The organism is Pseudomonas oryzicola, assembly GCF_014269185.2.
Lineage (GTDB): Bacteria > Pseudomonadota > Gammaproteobacteria > Pseudomonadales > Pseudomonadaceae > Aquipseudomonas > Aquipseudomonas oryzicola.
Genome location: NZ_JABWRZ020000002.1, coordinates 202,755 through 222,348 on the forward strand (window position 1 = coordinate 202,755; position 19,594 = coordinate 222,348).

Genomic DNA, 19,594 nt, shown 5'->3' on the forward strand with positions numbered 1-19,594 from the left:
CAATGAAGGGCCCTGCAAGGACCGGTCGGCGGAACATGAAAAACATTCATCCACGCGGGTGATGCTGGGCGTGCAACTGCTGCAGGCGAGCCTTGGCGACATGGGTGTAGATCTGCGTGGTCGACAGGTCGCTGTGGCCCAGCAGCATCTGCACCACACGCAGGTCGGCGCCGTGGTTGAGCAGGTGCGTGGCGAAAGCATGGCGCAGGGTGTGCGGTGACAATGGTTTGTCGATACCAGCTACCCGGGCGTGGTGCTTGATACGGTGCCAGAACGTCTGGCGGGTCATCTGCTCGCCACGCTGGCTGGGGAACAGAACGTCGCTGGGGCGGCCATTGAGCAGTTCGGCGCGACCATCGCGCAGGTAGCGCTGCAACCACACCACCGCTTCTTCGCCCATGGGCACCAGGCGCTCCTTGCTGCCCTTGCCCATCACCCGCAGCACACCCTGGCGCAGGTTGACCTGGTCGAGAGTCAGGCTGACCAGTTCGGTAACGCGCAGGCCGCAGGCGTAGAGCACTTCGAGCATGGCACGGTCACGCTGGCCGATGGCCTCGCCCAGATCCGGGGCCTGCAGCAAGGCTTCGACATCGGCTTCGGACAGCGACTTGGGCAGGGGCTTGCCCAGTTGCGGCATGTCCACTTGCAGGGTCGGATCGACGGCCACCAGCTTTTCCCGCAGCAAGTAGCGGAAGAAACCGCGCAGGCCGGACAGGAAGCGTGCAGTGGAACGTGGCTTGTAGCCCTGGTCGAGGCGCCAGGCCAGGTGATCGAGGATCAGCTCGCGGCCGGCGTCGGGCAGGCTGACCGAACGCTCCTGCAGCCAGCCATTGAACAGGGCCAGGTCGCTGCGGTAGGACACGCGGGTGTTGTCGGACAGGCCTTTTTCAAGCCACAGGGCGTCGAGGAACTGGTCGATCAGGGGATGGTCTAGGGCGGGCATTCGGAGGCTGCTGGGTACTTGAGGTGGAGCTAGTGTTTCACAGCATTCGACAAGTTGTCGCGGGCCTTGTACGAGGGGCCTTGTGTCGCGCTGGGCTGCATGGCAGCCCCCAAATGGCACAGCGCTGAGGAAATCCTGGGGCTGCCATGCACACAGGGCCGCTCCGTGGACACGGTCACCAATGGCAGGCGGCAGAAGCGCGTGGCAGCGATGAACGACACTTCGTCCATCCAGGCCAGGGCGGTGCCGCCGGGCAAGGTGTTGTGGTGGTTGGTGGATTTCCTGGTCTCGGGGGGCATGACAATCACATCTACGGGTTTCAAGACGCAAAAAGCAGCCCGAAGGCCAATGCTTGTCAGTTCGCGTTGAGCCAATCGACTTCCCGCTGCTGAATGACCAAGCTCAGGTCACCTTGTTGGGCTGCGGGGTAACAGGCCAGAAATGCGCCTACGGGGTACAGGTTGTGAACCTCGACTGGGTGCCCATCGGCACTTGTAAGCCTGATCTCACAAGCAGTGCCCTCGCACCGTGTCAGGTCGAAGGGTTGGCTCGTTCGGACATCGACCATTTTCCACAGGGAAGGATCTTTGGCTTCTATGGGCTGGGCAGTTACCAAGCCGTTGGCGTGGGTGAATACACCTTCGCCCAGATGCTTGCCGCTGCGCAGATAAAGCCGGTAGCCATCATCAAAATGGCGAAAGTACAGAAGCAGCGATAGCGCAACTGCGCCCCTGTCGAAGGTAATCAGCCCGATGTCTTTGCCTAGCTGCCAATCTTCGTCCGAGCAATCCAACATGCCAATTGCACGGCTGCCGTCTATGCCTGGGCCGAACCCGTCAATGGGATTGCTCAGAATAACGGGCCCGGTGCACAGGCTGTCCAAGGTATTCAACGGGCAGCCGGCAATTTGCAGAACTGCGGTGAAGGACTGTTTTTTGTGGTCGGTCATGGCGTATTTCCGGTTGGTGGGCAAGACGGGCAGGCTAGACCGACCTGGATGAGGCGCCCATTCGGAACCGCTTCCGCGCAGCGACGGAAAACGAAAAAGCCCGGCACTAGGCCGAGTCAGCTAAGCTGACTGGCATTTTCATTTGCGAGTCGGGTATTTCGCGGGTCGTTGCTTTACCACTCTAGGAAACCACCGATCGCCGATGGGGCAGGAGGTATTGCGACGCTGATGCCTGCAAATCGGCGAGAAGAGGCTTTCAAGCGGCAGGCGGCGCTTGTGGATGGTCGAGACACCTGCTGCTTCAAAAGCCTGCCTGACGATATCCGGATCAAGCAAAGCCCCTGGTCCGTCAAGGGCATTTGGCCTTGATGCCATTTCGTGAGTGAGGACAGTGCTTTTGCCAGGCAAAAAAAAATCCGATGCTCGTTTCCAAGCATCGGATTTTGCGGCCTATGGGCTAAAGGTAAATGCGTCAGTCTTGACTGACTGGCATTAGCCCGAAGGCTGCTTTTTCTCGCTAGGCGGCCGCGGCCACCAGGCAAACTGCACTCAGGACAGTTTTTCCTTGATGCGAGCGGCTTTGCCGGACAGGTCGCGCAGGTAGTACAGCTTGGCTTTACGCACGTCACCACGACGTTTCACGGCCAGGCTGTCGATTTGCGGGCTGTAGGTCTGGAAGGTACGCTCTACGCCAACGCCGCTGGAGATCTTGCGCACGGTGAAGGCGCTGTTCAGACCGCGGTTACGCTTGGCGATAACGACGCCTTCGAACGCCTGCAGACGGGAACGCTCACCTTCCTTCACTTTAACCTGAACGACAACGGTGTCGCCTGGTGCGAAGGTCGGGATTTCCTTGCTCATCTGCTCGGCTTCGAGCTGCTGGATGATCTTGTTGGTCATGCTGTGCTCCTAAGATGGATACGCGATCCACCATCGATACGTTTAACTATCGTCCCGCTCGCGGAGATATTCCTCGAGCAGCTTCTTCTCTTCTCCAGAAAGCGAGCGACTTTCCAGAAGATCGGCGCGTCGTTCGAAGGTCCTACCAAGGGACTGCTTCATTCTCCAACGCCGGATGTGTGCATGGTTGCCACTTAGCAACACGTCGGGAACACGCTGATCCGCATACACCTCAGGTCGGGTGTAGTGCGGGCAATCGAGCAGACCGTCGGTGAAGGAATCTTCTTCCGCCGAGTCCACATGCCCTAAAGCTCCGGGCAGCAGCCGTGTAACCGCATCGATCAGTACCATGGCCGGCAGCTCGCCACCGGAAAGCACATAGTCGCCAATCGACCACTCCTCATCGACATGAGCCTCGATAAAGCGCTCGTCGATGCCTTCATAACGACCGGCGATCAGGATCAACGATTCCTGTTCGGCCAGGCCTTTGACCGCTTGCTGTGTCAGCTTGCGGCCTTGTGGCGAAAGGTAGATCACCTTCGCCGCTGCTCCGGTCGCCTGCCTGGCGCTAACCAGGGCGTCTTCCAGAGGCTTGATTTTCATCACCATGCCCGGACCACCGCCAAACGGCCGATCATCCACCGTGTGGTGACGATCTGTGGTGTAGTCCCGCGGGTTCCAGCAGGTCACCTGAAGCAACCCCTGTTTCACCGCGCGGCTGGTAATGCCGTACTCCGTGATGGCCGAGAACATCTCGGGGAACAACGTGATGACGTCTACGCGAAGGTTACCCATCGTTTAGAAGTCCGCGTCCCACTCAACCCGCATCACGCCTGCTTCCAGGTCGACGTCGAGCACGCATTGCGCCGTATAGGGCAACAGACGCTCGCGATCATCCAGGCTGCCTGCGCAGGGCTTGACCACCATGACATCGTTCGCACCGGTCTCCAGCAGGTGATCGACCTTGCCGAACAGCTGTTCGTCCTGGTTGATGACCTTCAGGCCTACCAACTGGTACCAGTAGTACTCGTCGGCAGCCAGGCTGGGCAAAAGGCTCCGCGGAATGCAGATTTCGTAACCACTCAGAAGACGCGCTTCATCGCGATCATCGAGGCCTTTCAGTTTCACGACCAGGCCCTTCTGGGAGCCACGACCGCTGACCAGCTCGACCTGCTTTACCTTGCCTTCGTGCCGTAGCGTCCAGCGCGGATAATCCAACAGGTTTTCAATCGGATCGGTAAAGGAATACACCTTCACCTCGCCGCGAACGCCGTGAACCGAAAAAATCTTGCCAACGACGATGAGGTCGTCAGCCTTTTCTGGCGTCGCGTTCATACTGCTCAGGCAGCAGCCTTGGCAGCGTCCTTCAGCAGCTGAGCAACGCGCTCAGACGGCTGTGCACCCTGGCTCAGCCAGTAGTTGACGCGCTCTTGGTTGACCGACAGCTTGACTTCGGCGCCAGCAGCGATCGGGTTGAAGAAACCTACGCGCTCAACGAAACGGCCGTCACGGGCGTTACGCGAGTTGGTCACGGTCAGGTGGTAGAATGGGCGCTTTTTCGAGCCGCCACGGGCCAGACGAATGGTTACCATGTGAACATCGTTCCTATAGTCGGTGCTGCAGTTGATACAGCAGCTGGTACTGCAAATCTGAATGCCAAATAGGCACACGGGTGCCCAAAAGGCCGCATATTCTCGGGGAATACACGGACATTTGCAAATGACTTTTTCGGCAAGGCCCCGCCCTGCCGTCCAGATTCGCCGGTTGAGCCGCGAAATTCGCGGCCGTTGCCCCACCAAGGCGGGGGTTCAGGGCGCCGACCGGACAACCGGCAGGCACCCGGAATAGGGGTTACAGCTTGGGCATGCCGCCGCCTGGCAGCATCCCGCCCAGGCCACGCATCATCTTGGCCATGCCGCCCTTGGCAGAAAACTTCTTCATCATCTTCTGCATCTGCTTGTGCTGCTTGATCAGGCGGCCCACGTCCTGCACCTGGGTACCGGAGCCGATGGCGATACGGCGCTTGCGCGAGCCGCTGATCAACTCCGGATCACGGCGCTCGGCCGGGGTCATGGAGTTGATGATCGCTTCCATCTGCTTGAACTGTTTCTCGGCCGCGCCCTGGGCATTGCCCATCTGCGACAGGTTGACCCCGCCGATGCTTGGCAGCTTGTCCATCAGGCCGCCCAGGCCGCCCATGTTCTTCATCTGCTGCAACTGGTCGCGGAAGTCTTCGAGGTCGAAGCCCTTGCCCTTCTTCAGCTTCTTGGCCAGCTTGTCGGCCTTGGCCTTGTCGATATTCTGCTCGGCCTGCTCGATCAGGCTGAGCACGTCGCCCATGCCAAGGATGCGCGAGGCGACGCGGTCGGGGTGGAACGGCTCGAGCGCTTCGGTCTTCTCGCCCATGCCGATGAACTTGATCGGCTTGCCAGTGATGGCTCGCACCGACAGGGCGGCACCGCCACGGGCATCACCGTCGACCTTGGTCAGCACCACGCCGGTCAGCGGCAGCGCCTCGCCGAACGCCTTGGCGGTGTTGGCGGCGTCCTGGCCAGTCATGGCATCGACCACGAACAGGGTCTCGATCGGCTTGACCGCAGCGTGCAGTGCCTTGATCTCGTCCATCATGTCGGCGTCGATGTGCAGACGGCCGGCGGTGTCGACGATGACCACGTCGATGAACTTCAGCTTGGCTTCACGAATGGCCGCTTCGGCGATGGCCACCGGCTTCTGGCTGATGTCGGACGGGAAGAAGGTGACGCCGATGTCGTTGGCCAGGGTTTCCAGCTGCTTGATCGCCGCTGGGCGGTAGACGTCGGCGGACACCACCATCACGCTCTTTTTCTTGCGTTCCTTGAGGAAGCGCGCCAGCTTGCCGGCGGTGGTGGTCTTACCGGCGCCCTGCAGGCCGGCCATCAGCACCACGGCAGGTGGCGCAGCGTTCAGCGCGAGGTCTTCGTTGGCCGCGCCCATCAGGCTTTCCAGCTCGGCCTGGACGATCTTCACGAAGGCCTGGCCCGGGGTCAGGCTGCGCGACACTTCGGTGCCGACCGCACGCTCCTTGACGCTGTTGACGAAATCCTTGACCACCGGCAGGGCAACGTCGGCCTCGAGCAGGGCCATGCGCACTTCGCGCAGCGTGTCCTTGATGTTGTCTTCGGTCAGCTTGGCCTTGCCGGTGACATGGCGCAGCGTCTGTGACAGGCGGTCGGTCAGGTTTTCGAACATGGTGATCCTTTCAGGCCCAGTAAAAGCCGAGGTTTGTCAGGCGCCCAGGGGGGGATTGCATACCCGCCGGGCACAGCAAGGCGGCGATTATAGCGAAGTGCGGCGGCGGCGCACACCTATGGGGATATTCGGTGGCTATGGCAGTGAGCGTGCCCGCGAATGCCCTGACGCGGTCTACCAGTCTTCCTAGAGCAGCGGAATCTATGCCAAACTCCGTCTCTTTAAAGGCTCGCCAACCAGGACTTATGGTCTCCTCACCCAGCCTCATCCCCAACCTGATCGCCGCCGTCCTCTATATAGCTGCGGCCATCTACCAGGGCTCGTTCCTGGCCCGCAACCGCAAGGCCGACAAGCGTCTGCTGACCCTGCTGGGCACCTTCGCGGTGCTCGCCCAGGGCGGAGCGCTGTTCTTCCAGCTGATCACTCCGCTGGGCCTGAGCCTGGACTTCTTCAGCGCCGCCAGCCTGATCGCCGTGGCAGTCATCGCCCTGACCCTGCTGGCCTGCCTGCGCATACCGGTGGAAAACCTGCTGGTGCTGCTGTTCCCGCTGGGCGCGGTGACTGCGCTGCTGGCGCAGTTCGCGCCGCCCGGCACGGTGCCGCTGATCGACGAGGAACCGGGCATCCTCGCGCATATCCTGCTGTCGATCCTGGCCTACGGGCTGTTCACCATCGCGGTGTTCCAGGCGCTGCTGTTGCTGCTGCAGGACCGCCAGCTGAAAAACAAGCACCCGTCCGGGCTGATCCGCAACTTCCCGCCGTTGCAAACCATGGAAAGCCTGCTGTTCGGTTTCCTCTGGGCCGGCTGGTGCCTGCTGTCGCTGTCGCTGATCTCCGGCTGGCTGTTCCTCGACAACCTGTTCGCCCAGCACCTGGTGCACAAGACCTTGCTGGCCTGTGTCGCCTGGGTGGTGTTCAGCGTGCTGTTGTGGGGCCGCACCCGCCTCGGTTGGCGTGGCCACAAGGCGATCCGCTGGACGCTGGCCGGTTTCTGCCTGCTGATGCTGGCCTATTTCGGCAGCAAGCTGGTTCGCGAATTCATTCTGCATATCTGACGGCCGCCCATGGATACCCTGCCGTACGCACCGCTATTCGGCACCCTGGCACTGGCGCTGTTGTGGTCGGCACTGTTCACTGCGGTGGATGCCGCCCGCCAGCTGCTCAATGGCGCGCGCAATGGCGAGGACGGCGCCGCACTGCCCGCCCAGGCCCTGGTGCTGTGCGCCAGCCTGGGCAAGTTGCTGGTGCTGGGCCTGGCCTGCCTGATCGGCCAGCGTCATAGCGGCGAGCACGGTTTCTGGCTGGCAGGCCTGGCCGCCACTCTCACCTTGCTGGTGTTCGCCGAATACCTGCCGCGGCGCCTGGCTCGGCGCAATCCGCAGGCCTTCTTCAGCCTCGGCGTCAGCCTGCTGAAAGTGCCCCTGACCCTGCTGCAACCACTGGCCTGCCTGCTGGATGGCATTGCCAGGCTGATCCTGCGCCCATTCCGCATGCAACCCACTGCCGTGGCCGTGCATCCGCCGGAAGCGGACGACTTCGATGAGGACGACGAGCACGAAGCGCCGCGCCATGGCCTGCTCGACGGCCTGCAGTCACTGGACAAGATCACCGTCAACGACATCCTGGTGCCGCGCAGCGAAGTAGACGGCATCAACCTCGACGAGCCGATCGAACGCATCATCGAGCAACTGATCGTCAGCCGCCACACCCGCCTGCCGGTGTACCACAGCGACATCAACCAGGTGGAAGCGATCCTCAACACCAAGCTGATCAGCCACCTGCTGCCCAAGGCCGAGCTGACCCTGGAGAAACTCCACAGCGCCTGCTACGAGCCGTATTTCGTGCCGGAAAGTACGCCCCTGCAGATGCAGCTGCTGAACTTCCACAAACAGCAACGCCGCCTGGGCGTGGTGGTGGACGAATACGGCGAAGTGCTGGGCATCGTCACCCTGGAAGACATCCTCGAAGAAATTGTCGGCGAATTCGAGGACGAGCACAGCCTGGACAACCCCCACGTGCATCCACAGCCCGATGGCACCTTCGTCATCGATGGCACCGCGTCACTGCGCGAGATCAACCGCACCCTGGGCTGGCACCTGCCCTGCGACGGCGGGCCGAAAACTCTCAACGGGCTGGTCACCGAAGCGCTGGAAAGCATCCCGGAAAGCGCCGTTTGCCTGAAGATCGGCCGCTATCGCCTGGAAATCCTCGAAACTGAGGACAATTGTGCTCGCAAGGTACTGGTATGGACCGTGACCCGCTAGCTATACTCGGGTCACGCTTACCCAGCCCTGCCGTCCCGCCCGCTACCCGCACCTGGCGCCCCACGGCCGCTCCGCTCCCCTGACACGCCCTGCGGTCCTGCTTCAGCATCCCGAACAGCGCCCGCCCCGCCCCTATCCCCTTGGGCTATCGTCAGTCGGGCGCACACAACAACAAAACGCACCGGCACCCGCGCGACAGTGCCTGCCCTTGGCAATGCACGCCTTCGCGGAGGCCGATCCATGGAGCCCCATGGAGCCGGACCAGAATGTCAGGGACCTATTCAATGACAACCACCAGCACTTATGCCGAAGCGCCTGCCACGCCGGTCAACTCGCCAGCGCGAGTCGCCACTGCCAGCTTCATCGGCACCGCCATCGAGTTCTACGATTTCTATGTCTACGCCACTGCTGCGGCCTTGGTGATCGGCCCGGTGTTCTTCCCTTCCGGGTCGGGCACCGCGCAGATGCTCGCCGCCTTCCTCACCTTCGGTATTGCCTTCCTCGCCCGCCCGCTGGGCTCGGCACTGTTCGGCCACTTTGGCGACCGCATCGGCCGCAAATCGACCCTGGTCGCCTCACTGCTGCTGATGGGCGTGTCCACCACCGCCATCGGTGTGTTGCCGGGCTATGACAGCATTGGCGTGTGGGCGCCGATCATCCTTTGCCTGTTGCGCTTCGGCCAAGGCCTGGGCCTGGGTGGCGAATGGGGTGGCGCGGCGTTGCTGGCCACCGAGAACGCGCCGCAAGGCAAACGCGCCTGGTTCGGCATGTTCCCGCAGTTAGGGCCTTCGATCGGCTTCCTGGCCGCCAACGGCCTGTTCCTGACCCTGGCCCTGGTGCTCAGCGATGAGCAGTTCCGTGCCTGGGGCTGGCGCATTCCGTTCCTGCTCAGCGCGGCGCTGGTGCTGGTCGGCCTGTATGTGCGCCTGAAACTCGAGGAAAGCCCGGTGTTCGCCAAGGCAGTCGCCCGCCAGGAACGGGTGCAGATGCCGGTGGTCGACCTGTTTGCCAAACACTGGCGGCCAACCCTGCTGGGCGCAGCGGCCATGGTGGTGTGCTACGCACTGTTCTACATCTCGACGGTGTTCTCGCTGAGCTATGGCGTGACTACGCTGGGCTACAGCCGCGAAACATTCCTCGGCCTGCTGTGCTTCGCAGTGGTGTTCATGGCCCTGGCCACGCCACTGTCGGCCTGGCTCAGCGACCGTTATGGACGCAAGCCAGTGCTGGTGGTGGGCGGCCTGCTGGCGGTGCTCTCGGGCTTTACCATGCAACCGCTGCTGACCTCGGGGTCGACCGCAAGCGTGGCGCTGTTCCTGGCCATCGAACTGTTCCTGATGGGCGTGACCTTTGCGCCGATGGGGGCACTGCTGCCGGAACTGTTCCCGACTCACGTGCGCTACACCGGGGCCTCGGCTGCGTATAACCTGGGCGGTATCGTCGGGGCTTCGGCGGCACCGTTCTTTGCGCAGAAGCTGGTGAGCATGGGTGGGTTGAGCTGGGTGGGGGGCTATGTGTCGGCGGCGGCGGTGATCAGCCTGATTGCCGTGCTGTGCCTGAAAGAAACCCGCGACACTGCACTTTGAATGATTGGGGCCGCGTTGCGGCCCCATACGGCCAGATCAGAATTCGACCTTGACCGCCTGCGAAGCACGGGTCGCCTTGGCCCGCGCCAGCTCGACCGACTCATCACGCGCCAGGCACACACCCATACGCCGCGTACCGTTGATTTCCGGCTTGCCGAACAGGCGAATCGCGGTATCCGGCTCGCTCAGCGCTGCGCCCAGGTTGGCGAAGCTGGTCTGCTGCGACTGGCCTTCCGGCAGGATCACCGCCGAAGCTGACGGGCCGAACTGACGCACTGCCGGAATCGGCAGGCCAAGAATCGCCCGGGCATGCAGGGCAAACTGCGAGAGGTCCTGGGAAATCAGGGTTACCAGGCCGGTGTCATGCGGGCGTGGCGACACTTCACTGAACCACACCTGGTCCCCCTTCACGAACAGCTCCACGCCGAACAGGCCACGGCCGCCCAGGGCATCGGTGACGGCCTTGGCCACACGCTGCGACTCGGCCAGCGCTTTCGGACTCATGGCCTGCGGCTGCCACGACTCCTGGTAGTCGCCTTTTTCCTGACGGTGGCCGACCGGCTCGAGGAAGGTGGTGCCGCCCACGTGGCGCACGGTAAGCAGGGTGATCTCGTACTCGAAGTCGATGAAACCTTCGACAATCACCCGGCCCTTGCCGGCGCGGCCGCCTTCCTGGGCGTAATCCCACGATTTCTGCAGGTCGGCATCGCTGCGCAACAGGCTCTGGCCCTTGCCCGACGAACTCATCACCGGCTTGACCACGCACGGGTAACCGACATCGGCCACGGCCTTGGCGTAGTCTTCATAGGTGTCGGCGAAATGGTACGGCGAAGTCGGCAGCTCCAGTTCCTCGGCGGCCAGGCGGCGAATGCCTTCGCGATTCATGGTCAGCTGGGTGGCGCGGGCAGTCGGCACCACGTTGAAACCTTCGTTTTCCAGCTCGACCAGGGTGGCGGTAGCGATGGCTTCGATTTCAGGGACGATATAGTGCGGCTTCTCCGCCTCGATCACGGCACGCAGGGCAACGCCATCGAGCATGTTGACCACGTGACTGCGGTGCGCCACCTGCATCGCCGGGGCATTGGCGTAGCGATCGACGGCGATCACTTCGACGCCCAGGCGCTGCAGCTCGATCACCACTTCCTTGCCCAGCTCGCCACAGCCGCAAAGCAGTACTCGGGTCGCGGTGGGCGACAAGGGGGTTCCGATACGGGTCATTTCAGGTCCTCGAAGGCGTCCGGGGCCGCACCAGGCTTGGCGCCGCCCGCTGAAAAAGGACCGCTATTCTACACCATCAGCCGACGGCGGCAGCGCGCCGGGCGCGAAATGCCATGGCCAGCCACACGGCAGTGACTCCGGCGAACTTCGAGGCCATGGCCGTGCCGATCACCGCTGGGGCCAGGGCACCGATCATGCCGAAGAAGATGAACGTGTCCACCGGAATGCTCAACGCCGAGCTCAGCCACAGGCGGTCGCGCAGGGGCCGGCGAGTGATGCTGAACACCAGCCAGTCGATCAGTTCGGAAATAAAGAATGCGCTGGCGCTGGCCAGCGCAATGGCCGGCTCCGAGGTGACATAGGACAACACCAGCGCCACCAGCATGGCGACCAGTGCGCCATGGCCGAAGCGGGTCTGCACCATATCGCGCAGGATGAACACCAGGCCGCCCCAGGCAGACCAGATGATGTCCAGGTGCGGTGCGCTGGAGAAGGCGTAGTTGATCAGCACTACGCTGCTGATGTAGGCAATCAGATAGAACATGGCGAGTGGTCTGGGGGCAAGCCGCACAGATTACCGCTGGCTTCCCGAGCAGGCAACGGCACTGCCTGCAGGCGCTCGAGCCAGCAGCGCATTCAGTTTCCGAAAACCAGGCCGGCCTCTTTTGCCCTTTCATGACACAGCTTCAACACCGCACGGCGTTCGTCATTGTCCATTCGCCCCCAGCGGCTGATTTCCGCCACGCTGCGCTGGCAGCCGGTGCAGATGTCCTGCTCGTCCAGCGCGCAAATGCTCACGCACGGCGAGGCCACCGGCCGTTCCATGGCATCACTCATCGTCAACCACCAGTTCCCGAGCATAACGCTGGGCATTGTGCACGTAATGCGCGGCACTGGCTTCGAGCATGCGCTTCTGCTGTTCGGTCAGCTCGCGCACGACCTTGCCTGGTGAGCCCATCACCAGGGAACCGTCGGGAATCTCCTTGCCCTCGGCAATCAGCGCATTGGCACCGATGATACAGTGCTTGCCGATACGCGCGCCGTTGAGGATGACTGCGTTGATACCGATCAGGCTGTAGTCGCCTACCGTGCAGCCATGCAGCATGGCGTTGTGGCCGACGGTCACGCCCCTGCCCAGGGTCAGCGGCGACCCCATGTCGGTGTGCATCACCGTGCCATCCTGCACGTTGCTGCCTTCGCCGATGTCGATCAGCTCGTTGTCGCCCCGCAACACCGCGCCAAACCACACGCTGGCATTGGCCTGCAGGCGTACCTTGCCGATCAGGGTGGCAGTGGGTGCGGCCCAACTGGTGGGGTGGCTCTCGACCCGCAGGTCGCCCAGGCGGTATTTCATGCTTGCTCCTCAGGCTGCGACGCAGACGGCGGGGTAGGCCCCGCTCAGTTTTCGATGTAACGCTCAGGCGGCTGGTGCAGGCTGATGCCGGCATCGAACAGCAGGTTGACCAGCTCGACGATCATGATTGCCGACAAGCCCCAGATCTTGTATTCGCCGTAGCGATAGCTGGGCACATACCAGCTGCGCCCCTGGTAATCGATACGGTGGGTATGTTCGCGCGGGTCCTGGCGGAAGAATTCCAGCGGCACGCTGAATACTGCCGCGATCTCGGCGTCATTGGCGCGGTACTCGACAAAATCCGGAATAAGCCCGACGAATGGCGTCACTTTCAGGCCGTGCAGCGAAATCAGCGGGCTGAGCGGGCCGATCACTTCCACCAGGCCGGGCGGCAGGCCGATTTCCTCTTCGGCCTCGCGCAATGCGGTGAACACCAGGTCCGGGTCTTCCGGGTCGCGGCGGCCACCGGGAAAGGCCACTTCGCCGCCATGCGTGGACAAGCCCTTGGCGCGCAGGGTGAGGACCAGTTCGGGTACTTCGCTACGGGTAATGGGCAAGAGGACCGCTGCTTCGGGGAACCGCCGGTCGGTTTCCATTGAGGCGGGTTGGTGGTTGCTCATTCGGCGAAGTAGCTCGTCCAGCATTGCGCACACTCGTATTCAAGGCCTGCCTGCATGATGCACCAAAGCCGCGCAGCACCCAAGCCCCGTACGCTTGCGGCGGCCCGGCCGTCGCGCCAAGATAAGCCAGAGCGAAAGGAAACCGACATGAAATTCTGCAGCACATGCGGCCAGCTGGTCACTCAGCGGATCCCTGCAGGCGACAGCCGCTTGCGGTATGTCTGCGAATCCTGCCAGACCATCCACTACCAGAACCCCAATATCGTTGCCGGCGTACTGCCGACCTGGGGCAGCCAGGTATTGCTGTGCCGGCGCGCCATCGAGCCGCGCCGGGGCTTCTGGACCCTGCCTGCCGGGTTCATGGAAAATGGCGAAACCCTCGACCAGGCGGCCCGTCGTGAAACCGTCGAGGAAGCCTGCGCACGGCTCGGCAGCATGACGCTGTACCAGCTGTTCGACCTGCCGCACATCAACCAGGTGCATGTGTTCTTCCGCGCCGAGCTGGCGGACCTTGATTTCGCTATCGGCGTCGAAAGCCTGGAGGTGCGGCTGTTCGAGGAACACGAGATACCGTGGGGCGAGCTGGCTTTCCGCACAGTCACACGCACACTAGAATGCTACTATCGCGACCGCATCGGGCAGCAGTACCCCATAGGCCATGAATACCTGCCGCCGATGAATGTCTCGACCACTACCTAGAAGCCTTCAGGGAAACCGTTACATGCGCTGGTTGCTTGCCCTTTTCTGCCTTTGCGTTACCTCAGTGTCCCAGGCGGCGTTCACCGAGACCATCATCCGCAAACCCCAGCCGGCAGCGCAAACCCCATCGCCCTCGCAACAGGCCATGCAACCGCTGATCGACAAGGTGCTGGTGATCAAGTCCGAACGTCGCCTGCAACTGATCAGCCGTGGCGAACCCCTGAAAACCTACCGCATCTCCCTGGGCAAGCAGCCCAAGGGCGCCAAGGAGCGCGAGGGTGACAAGAAGACCCCCGAGGGCCTTTACTGGCTGGACTGGCGCAAGCAAAGCGACCGCTTCAACCTGGCCATCCACATCAACTACCCGAACGTCAACGATGCCGCCCGTGCGACCCGTGAAGGGGTGAGTGCCGGCAGCATGATCATGATTCACGGCACGCCGATCAACGACGAGTACCCGGAGTGGTACTTCCATACGCTGGACTGGACCGACGGCTGCATTGCCATGCGCAACCGCGACATGCAGGAAGTGTGGGACCTGGTGCGCGACGGCACGCTGATCGAGATCCGCCCTTGATCTAGGCTCTGTGTGAAAAGTCTTGAGACGAAGGTCAGGCAAGGCGAAAACAGCCGAGGAAGCGGAGTTTACGGGTTGTAAATGAGCATTCCGAGGCTGTTTTCAACGCAGCATCACCGAGTATCAAGGCTTTTCACACAGAGCCTAGCGCCTTCGCCTTGAGTTTGCAGGAAGTAACTTCCAAACAGGCGAGCACTCGCCTGATAGGCGCCTGCCGTACCGGAATTCGCCATGTTGCCGTCCTGGCGCTGGCTGCTGGCCTTTTGCAGCACGCCCTCCCCAGCCGGACGCCCCGTCCCTGCCACCTCCCTGCCAAAGGACGGCGAGACGCTGGATAGCAGCGAGCAGTGGGTTTCGCGTGTGCAGGTCTCGCTGCCCTGGCACTGGCCTGCTTTTGAGCGCCGTTTTTTCAAGCCCCGTTAACATTTCTGCCAACGAATCATCATATTTGCCCACTAAAGTCGCGGGTTCCTCCAACTCAGCCAACATAAGGACACCTTGATGAGTCGAGATACCGGCGACAACCTGGACCGGAACCAAAGCGGCAACCTGCCGATGGCCAGCGTCATGGGCGCCTACCTGAGCCGTCGCAGCGTGATGCGTGGCAGCCTGGGTGCCGCCATCGCCATGATTGCCGGTACCGGCCTGACAGGCTGCTTCGACGGTGGCGGTTCGCATCAGGATGATCCCGTCACCGAACCGCCGGTGACCGAGCCGGAAGTGCCAAAACTGGCATTGGGCTTCCAGTCCATCCCCGGCTCGCGCACTGACGCCTGCGTGGTTGCAGCCGGCTACAGCGCTTATGTGCTGGCCCCGTGGGGCACGCCGATCAACAGCAACGGCAACCCATGGAAGGCCGACGGCAGCAATACCTCGACCGACCAGGCCAACGCCATGGGCATGCACCATGACGGCATGCATTTCTTCCCCATCAACGGCAGCTCGGAAGACGGCCTGCTGGCGATCAACTTCGAGTACATCGACACCGCCGCGCTGCACCCGGCCGGCCCGACCACCGATGTCAAGGGCAAACGCCCGGCCGAGGAAGTACGCAAGGAAATCAACGCCCACGGCGCCGGCGTAGTGCGCCTGCAGAAAGTCGACGGGCGCTGGCAGGTGGTCGACAACGACCCGCTGAACCGGCGCTTCACCACGGCTTCGCGCATGGACATCACCGGCCCCCTGCGCGGCACCGATCATGTGAAGACCAAGTATTCGCCGGATGGCACCCACTGCCGCGGCACCAATAACAACTGCGGCAACGGCTACACCCCGTGGGGCACCTACCTGACCTGTGAAGAGAACTGGCCAGGCATTTTCGTCAACAAAGGTACCTGCCCCGAGGACCAGCGCCGTATTGGCGTAAGCACTTCCAGCGGCCAGTACAAATGGGAAACCGCGGCTGGTGACAACAGCGAGGTAGCCGACGAATTCGCCCGTTTCGACGTCACCGTCAAAGGTGCCAGCGCCACCGACGACTATCGCAACGAAGCCAGCACCTACGGCTACATCGTCGAGATCGACCCGTATGACAGCGGCACTCTGGCCACCAAGCGCACCGCGCTGGGCCGTTTCCGTCACGAGGGCTGCGCCCCGGGCCTGCCGGTCGCCGGCAAGCCGCTGGTGTGGTACATGGGTGACGACTCGAACAACGAGTACCTGTACAAGTGGGTGTCCACCGCCGTGTGGGATGCCGCCGACGCCAACCCGGCCAACCGCCTGGCCACCGGCGCCAAGTACCTCGACCGGGGCAGGCTTTACGTGGCGCGCTTCAATGCTGATGGCACCGGGGTATGGTTGCTGCTGGACGTCGCCACCACGACCACTGCCGGCAGCACGCTGGGCGCATTGTATGGCGACCTGCCGGGGATCATCCTCAACACCCGCGGCGCTGCCGATGCCGTGGGTGCAACGCCGATGGACCGCCCGGAATGGACCACGGTCAACCCGCTCAACGGCGACGTATACCTGACCCTGACCAACAACAGCGCGCGTTCCCCTGGAAAGGTCGATGCCGCCAACCCGCGCGGCCCGAACCGTCACGGCCACATCATCCGCTGGCACGACAGCGACGACCAGCTGAGCTTCACCTGGGACATCTTCGTGTTCGGCGCCAATGCGGCTGGCACCGCCGACATCAACCGCTCGGGCCTGACCGAACTGAACCAGTTCGCCAGCCCTGACGGCATGAGCTTCGATAGCCGTGGCGTGCTGTGGTTCGAGACCGACAACGGCGAGAGCACAGTGACCGACTACACCAATGACCAGTTGCTGGCGGTGATCCCGACCAACCTGGTCGATGCCAGCGGCAAACAGGTGCCGGTGAATGCGCAGAACCAGGTGGACCTGCGCCGCTTCTTCGTCGGCCCGAATGGTTGCGAGGTGACCGGAATCACCTTCACCCCCGACAACAAGACGCTGTTCATCAACGTCCAACACCCGGGCAACTGGCCGTATACCGACAGGGCCACCGAGGCCACCCCGGCAGGGACCACGCTAAGGCCGCGGGCGGCGACGGTAGTGATTCAGCGTATTGATGGTGGGGAGATCGGGACCGTATGACAAGGTGCCCGGCCTCCCCGCCTGGTGCTGCTGTACCGGCCCCGGCGACCATTCGTCATGTGCCCGTCATCTGGGCAAGGCACGATTGCCCTTCCTTCTCATGACCTTACAGGAGTGGTCGCAATGGGTGGCATTGGCATCTGGCAACTGGTGATCGTACTGCTGATCGTATTCCTGCTGTTTGGTACCAAGCGCCTCAAGGGCCTGGGCAGCGATGTGGGCGAGGCGATCCAGGGGTTTCGCAAGTCCATGGGCGGCGACAATGAAGCCAACGCCCGTGACCACACGCAGGTGCAACAGCAATGCCCGCTGACCGGCCAGGCTGCGCGGCAGCAGCAAGCGGAACGCCAGGCCTGATGCTCGAAGCAGGCTTCAGCGAGCGGCTGCCGGTCGGCATCGTCGCATTGCTGGTGCTGGGCACGGTGCGCCTGTCGCTGGCGGCATGCAACCTCGGCCGTGGCGATGCGCGGGTTACGCGTACTGTTGGAGCGCGAGGCTGACACGGTTCGGTCATCATCCTGCGGCGGGACACGTTACCCGCTCCACAGGGTGATTTGGAATTCTCATGCTGGTTTTTTCTCCCCAGCATGAGTTCCAGCCATGAGCGCTTTACTCGACCGCCTGACGACTACTTTCGCCCTCGACCAACTGACTGAAACCGCCGCCTCACTTTCGCCACAAGCCTTCCACTTGCTGCTTGCACCTGTATTCGGCGACGACCTGCCTGAAGCGTGCTATCAGTGCTTGCACGACGCACTGGGTGAAGGCACGTTGGCCAACCCGGTCCACCAGATTGGTACACAAGCCAAAGGCAGGGCCAGCTACGACAATGCCACCCGCATCATCCACCTGCATCCCGATGTGATCGAGGCTGCACGCCGACAGCCGAGCGGCGCCTGCGAACTGGCGATCATCCTGCTACACGAGTTCGGTCACCACCTGGACTGCCTCCTGCGCCAGGAATACGCACCTCGCCTGACCGCAGGCAGCATCCACGTTGCCCAGGACGCCAGGCTCGAAGAGGGTGCCCGCTTTGCTTATCTGTTCTGCGAAATTGGACCACGCGAGCCTGGCAAGTTGACGGTCGCTCACCTCCACGGCGGTGATGCGGATATACACATTCAGGTCGATCAGCAGGCGCTGCAGCACTACATACGCCTGAGCCAGGGCCATGGGGCGCAGCACAGAGAAAACCGCTATGCGAGCCATGAGGGCTTTTCGGCTGGGCAAGGCAATGAGGCGCATGGGTACGAGTCTTGGGGCCACGGCTCGATCGAGGAAGATCTGAAGTATGCAGGCTTTGACGAAAAGCAGCGCAAGGCGATCTATTTTGGCAACTGGTTGCGCGACTACTCACAGTTGCTCGACCCCAAGCTGGTGCGAGCCGCCGATGCCCCCAAGGACTTCCCGGCCAAGATTTCAAGGGCCGTGCTTACCCAGCTCGTCGATCTTCTGGCACTGAGAGCCTTCCCCAGCCTGCAAAGCACGCCGCAAGAGCGCAGCCACTATGTGGTCACGCCAGACATGCTTGGGGTCTATCGCCCCAGCGAACACATAGACAACCCGTTCAATCCTTGGCCTCCCACCGTCGACCCACGCACCATCGACGAAGCCTTCGAGGCGCCCATCGCCGAGGATCACGCCCTGCTCCAGGTCGACCCTGATACCTCCATGAAGCGCTACATCTTCACTTCGGTCGACTACATGAGCAACTGCCTGCGTGACGCCATGGCGGCGGGTCCAACGCCGAAAGGCATGCGCCTGTTCGGCGCGGCCTTGCATGTGCTCGAAGACTACTTCGCCCACTCCAACTATGCAGAACTGAGCCTGCGCAAACAAAAACACGACCGTGTATTACCATGGACCGCAAAGGTCGATTGCAGGCACGATTGGCCAGTAGTCACCGGCATGTTCGCCGGCTCCGATGTGATCGCCAGCCTGGCCGAGCCAATGGCAAACCTGTTGTTCAAGCCTTCCGGCAGCTTCGAGAGCATTACCCCCGGCCAACGCGCGAACTCGGAAGTTGCATTGTTGATTCTGCTGCAAGACCATCCTGACCCGAAATGGCAGCAGTATCTGCAGACCTCCCTCGAGGTGCGCGACACGCTGGCTGACCTCCCAGGGTTCAATGGCCTGCGGCTGGTCTCATGGCTCATCAGTTCGCCCATAAGGGGCGCCCAGGACCTGCTCAAGCTGGGCTACAAGACCCTGCTCAACCTGATCGGCAATAGCGTTGACGACCTACAGACGCTGCGCCTGGGCAATCCTGAACTGTGCGGTTCGACCAACCCGACCCATTCACAACTCGCCAAAGACCATGACGTCCATCCTCTGCATACCTTGGCCGCGCTCATGGCTCGCGTTGCGGTACGCGAGGTGGGCAAGGCCATGTACCATCACTGGCACGGAACGCGCCTGCTCGATCCGGTGAAAATCGCGCGCAGCTACTTTACCCACCCCTTTGACAGCGAGTGGCAGGACGAACTGGTCAGCCATTGGGCATCCGAGCACCGTGAGATGATCGAGCAAGCCGGCAATGTCTCGATCTTTGCCACATTGCACGATCATGCTCACCAAGAGGTCGATACAAGCGTCTGGGACCGCGTGCGAGGGCTGTTCGGATAGGCCCTGAAACACAAAAGCCCCGACAGGAAACTGCCGGGGCTTCTGGTTTTGACCAGTGACACTTCAACG

The 19,594-nt window shown here is 62.3% G+C and carries 21 protein-coding genes and 1 pseudogene; 9 read left to right on the forward strand and 13 right to left on the reverse strand.

Going from position 1 to position 19,594, the window contains the following annotated elements; all coding sequences use genetic code 11:
- Positions 1 to 46: 46 nt before the first annotated feature.
- The 8 genes and pseudogenes from xerD to ffh form a co-directional block, all read right to left on the reverse strand.
- The gene (gene xerD / locus HU760_RS19005) at positions 47 to 943 is read right to left on the reverse strand and encodes a site-specific tyrosine recombinase XerD (protein ID WP_186673117.1); all 897 of its coding nucleotides are present in this window, start codon (positions 941 to 943) and stop codon (positions 47 to 49) included.
- A 158-nt stretch (positions 944 to 1,101) separates the two neighbouring features.
- A pseudogene (locus tag HU760_RS24520) lies at positions 1,102 to 1,242 on the reverse strand (hypothetical protein); the annotation flags it as partial.
- A gap of 56 nt (positions 1,243 to 1,298) precedes the next feature.
- A complete protein-coding gene (locus tag HU760_RS19015; RefSeq protein WP_186673119.1) occupies positions 1,299 to 1,892 on the reverse strand; it encodes a hypothetical protein in 594 nt (197 codons plus the stop codon).
- Between the two features lie 549 nt (positions 1,893 to 2,441).
- On the reverse strand, positions 2,442 to 2,792 hold the full coding sequence (gene rplS, locus HU760_RS19020) for a 50S ribosomal protein L19 (protein WP_003252148.1): 351 nt from the start codon (positions 2,790 to 2,792) through the stop codon (positions 2,442 to 2,444).
- A gap of 42 nt (positions 2,793 to 2,834) precedes the next feature.
- Positions 2,835 to 3,587: a tRNA (guanosine(37)-N1)-methyltransferase TrmD gene (gene trmD, locus HU760_RS19025; protein ID WP_003252146.1), complete on the reverse strand. Its 753-nt coding sequence runs from the start codon at positions 3,585 to 3,587 to the stop codon at positions 2,835 to 2,837.
- A gap of 3 nt (positions 3,588 to 3,590) precedes the next feature.
- Positions 3,591 to 4,127: a ribosome maturation factor RimM gene (gene rimM / locus HU760_RS19030; protein ID WP_186673121.1), complete on the reverse strand. Its 537-nt coding sequence runs from the start codon at positions 4,125 to 4,127 to the stop codon at positions 3,591 to 3,593.
- A 5-nt stretch (positions 4,128 to 4,132) separates the two neighbouring features.
- The gene (gene rpsP / locus HU760_RS19035) at positions 4,133 to 4,384 is read right to left on the reverse strand and encodes a 30S ribosomal protein S16 (RefSeq protein ID WP_003259424.1); all 252 of its coding nucleotides are present in this window, start codon (positions 4,382 to 4,384) and stop codon (positions 4,133 to 4,135) included.
- A 259-nt stretch (positions 4,385 to 4,643) separates the two neighbouring features.
- Complete coding sequence (gene ffh, locus HU760_RS19040) at positions 4,644 to 6,020, reverse strand: signal recognition particle protein (RefSeq protein WP_170028509.1); 1,377 nt, start codon at positions 6,018 to 6,020, stop codon at positions 4,644 to 4,646.
- A gap of 245 nt (positions 6,021 to 6,265) precedes the next feature.
- On the opposite strand from ffh, the gene HU760_RS19045 reads away from it, so the two are divergent.
- The 3 genes from HU760_RS19045 to HU760_RS19055 all read left to right on the forward strand — a co-directional run bounded on the left by HU760_RS19045 (position 6,266) and on the right by HU760_RS19055 (position 9,870).
- A complete protein-coding gene (locus tag HU760_RS19045) occupies positions 6,266 to 7,075 on the forward strand; it encodes a cytochrome C assembly family protein (protein WP_186673123.1) in 810 nt (269 codons plus the stop codon).
- A 9-nt stretch (positions 7,076 to 7,084) separates the two neighbouring features.
- Entirely contained in the window at positions 7,085 to 8,284 is a 1,200-nt protein-coding gene (locus HU760_RS19050; RefSeq protein WP_186673134.1) for a transporter associated domain-containing protein, read from the forward strand.
- Positions 8,285 to 8,568: 284 nt separating this feature from the next.
- Positions 8,569 to 9,870, forward strand: a complete 1,302-nt coding sequence (locus HU760_RS19055) for an MFS transporter (protein ID WP_186673136.1) — start codon at positions 8,569 to 8,571, stop codon at positions 9,868 to 9,870.
- 36 nt (positions 9,871 to 9,906) lie between these two features.
- Here the strand turns inward: HU760_RS19055 and purT are convergent, their stop codons facing one another.
- From purT to HU760_RS19080, 5 genes are all read right to left on the reverse strand, one after another.
- Positions 9,907 to 11,088, reverse strand: a complete 1,182-nt coding sequence (gene purT, locus HU760_RS19060; RefSeq protein ID WP_186673137.1) for a formate-dependent phosphoribosylglycinamide formyltransferase — start codon at positions 11,086 to 11,088, stop codon at positions 9,907 to 9,909.
- Positions 11,089 to 11,164: 76 nt separating this feature from the next.
- Positions 11,165 to 11,632: a VUT family protein gene (locus HU760_RS19065; RefSeq protein WP_186673139.1), complete on the reverse strand. Its 468-nt coding sequence runs from the start codon at positions 11,630 to 11,632 to the stop codon at positions 11,165 to 11,167.
- Between the two features lie 92 nt (positions 11,633 to 11,724).
- Positions 11,725 to 11,925, reverse strand: coding sequence for a DUF1289 domain-containing protein (locus HU760_RS19070; protein ID WP_186673141.1), 201 nt, complete (start codon positions 11,923 to 11,925; stop codon positions 11,725 to 11,727).
- Positions 11,918 to 12,442, reverse strand: coding sequence for a gamma carbonic anhydrase family protein (locus HU760_RS19075; RefSeq protein WP_186673143.1), 525 nt, complete (start codon positions 12,440 to 12,442; stop codon positions 11,918 to 11,920). Before HU760_RS19075 ends, HU760_RS19070 begins: the two co-directional genes overlap by 8 nt.
- A 44-nt stretch (positions 12,443 to 12,486) precedes the next feature.
- Positions 12,487 to 13,086, reverse strand: coding sequence for a CoA pyrophosphatase (locus HU760_RS19080; protein ID WP_186673145.1), 600 nt, complete (start codon positions 13,084 to 13,086; stop codon positions 12,487 to 12,489).
- Between the two features lie 123 nt (positions 13,087 to 13,209).
- On the opposite strand from HU760_RS19080, the gene HU760_RS19085 reads away from it, so the two are divergent.
- The 6 genes from HU760_RS19085 (at position 13,210) to HU760_RS19110 (ending at position 19,525) form a co-directional block, all read left to right on the forward strand.
- Positions 13,210 to 13,761, forward strand: coding sequence for an NUDIX hydrolase (locus tag HU760_RS19085; protein WP_186673146.1), 552 nt, complete (start codon positions 13,210 to 13,212; stop codon positions 13,759 to 13,761).
- Between the two features lie 22 nt (positions 13,762 to 13,783).
- Complete coding sequence (locus HU760_RS19090; RefSeq protein ID WP_186673148.1) at positions 13,784 to 14,338, forward strand: L,D-transpeptidase family protein; 555 nt, start codon at positions 13,784 to 13,786, stop codon at positions 14,336 to 14,338.
- Between the two features lie 501 nt (positions 14,339 to 14,839).
- The gene (locus HU760_RS19095) at positions 14,840 to 16,900 is read left to right on the forward strand and encodes a PhoX family protein (RefSeq protein ID WP_186673150.1); all 2,061 of its coding nucleotides are present in this window, start codon (positions 14,840 to 14,842) and stop codon (positions 16,898 to 16,900) included.
- A 123-nt stretch (positions 16,901 to 17,023) separates the two neighbouring features.
- Entirely contained in the window at positions 17,024 to 17,257 is a 234-nt protein-coding gene (gene tatA, locus HU760_RS19100; RefSeq protein WP_186673152.1) for a twin-arginine translocase TatA/TatE family subunit, read from the forward strand.
- On the forward strand, positions 17,257 to 17,400 hold the full coding sequence (locus HU760_RS19105; RefSeq protein ID WP_186673154.1) for a Sec-independent protein translocase subunit TatA/TatB: 144 nt from the start codon (positions 17,257 to 17,259) through the stop codon (positions 17,398 to 17,400). The genes tatA and HU760_RS19105 overlap by 1 nt, the downstream gene beginning before the upstream one ends.
- Before the next feature lie 100 nt (positions 17,401 to 17,500).
- Positions 17,501 to 19,525, forward strand: coding sequence for an HET-C-related protein (locus tag HU760_RS19110; RefSeq protein ID WP_186673156.1), 2,025 nt, complete (start codon positions 17,501 to 17,503; stop codon positions 19,523 to 19,525).
- Positions 19,526 to 19,594: the final 69 nt, after the last annotated feature.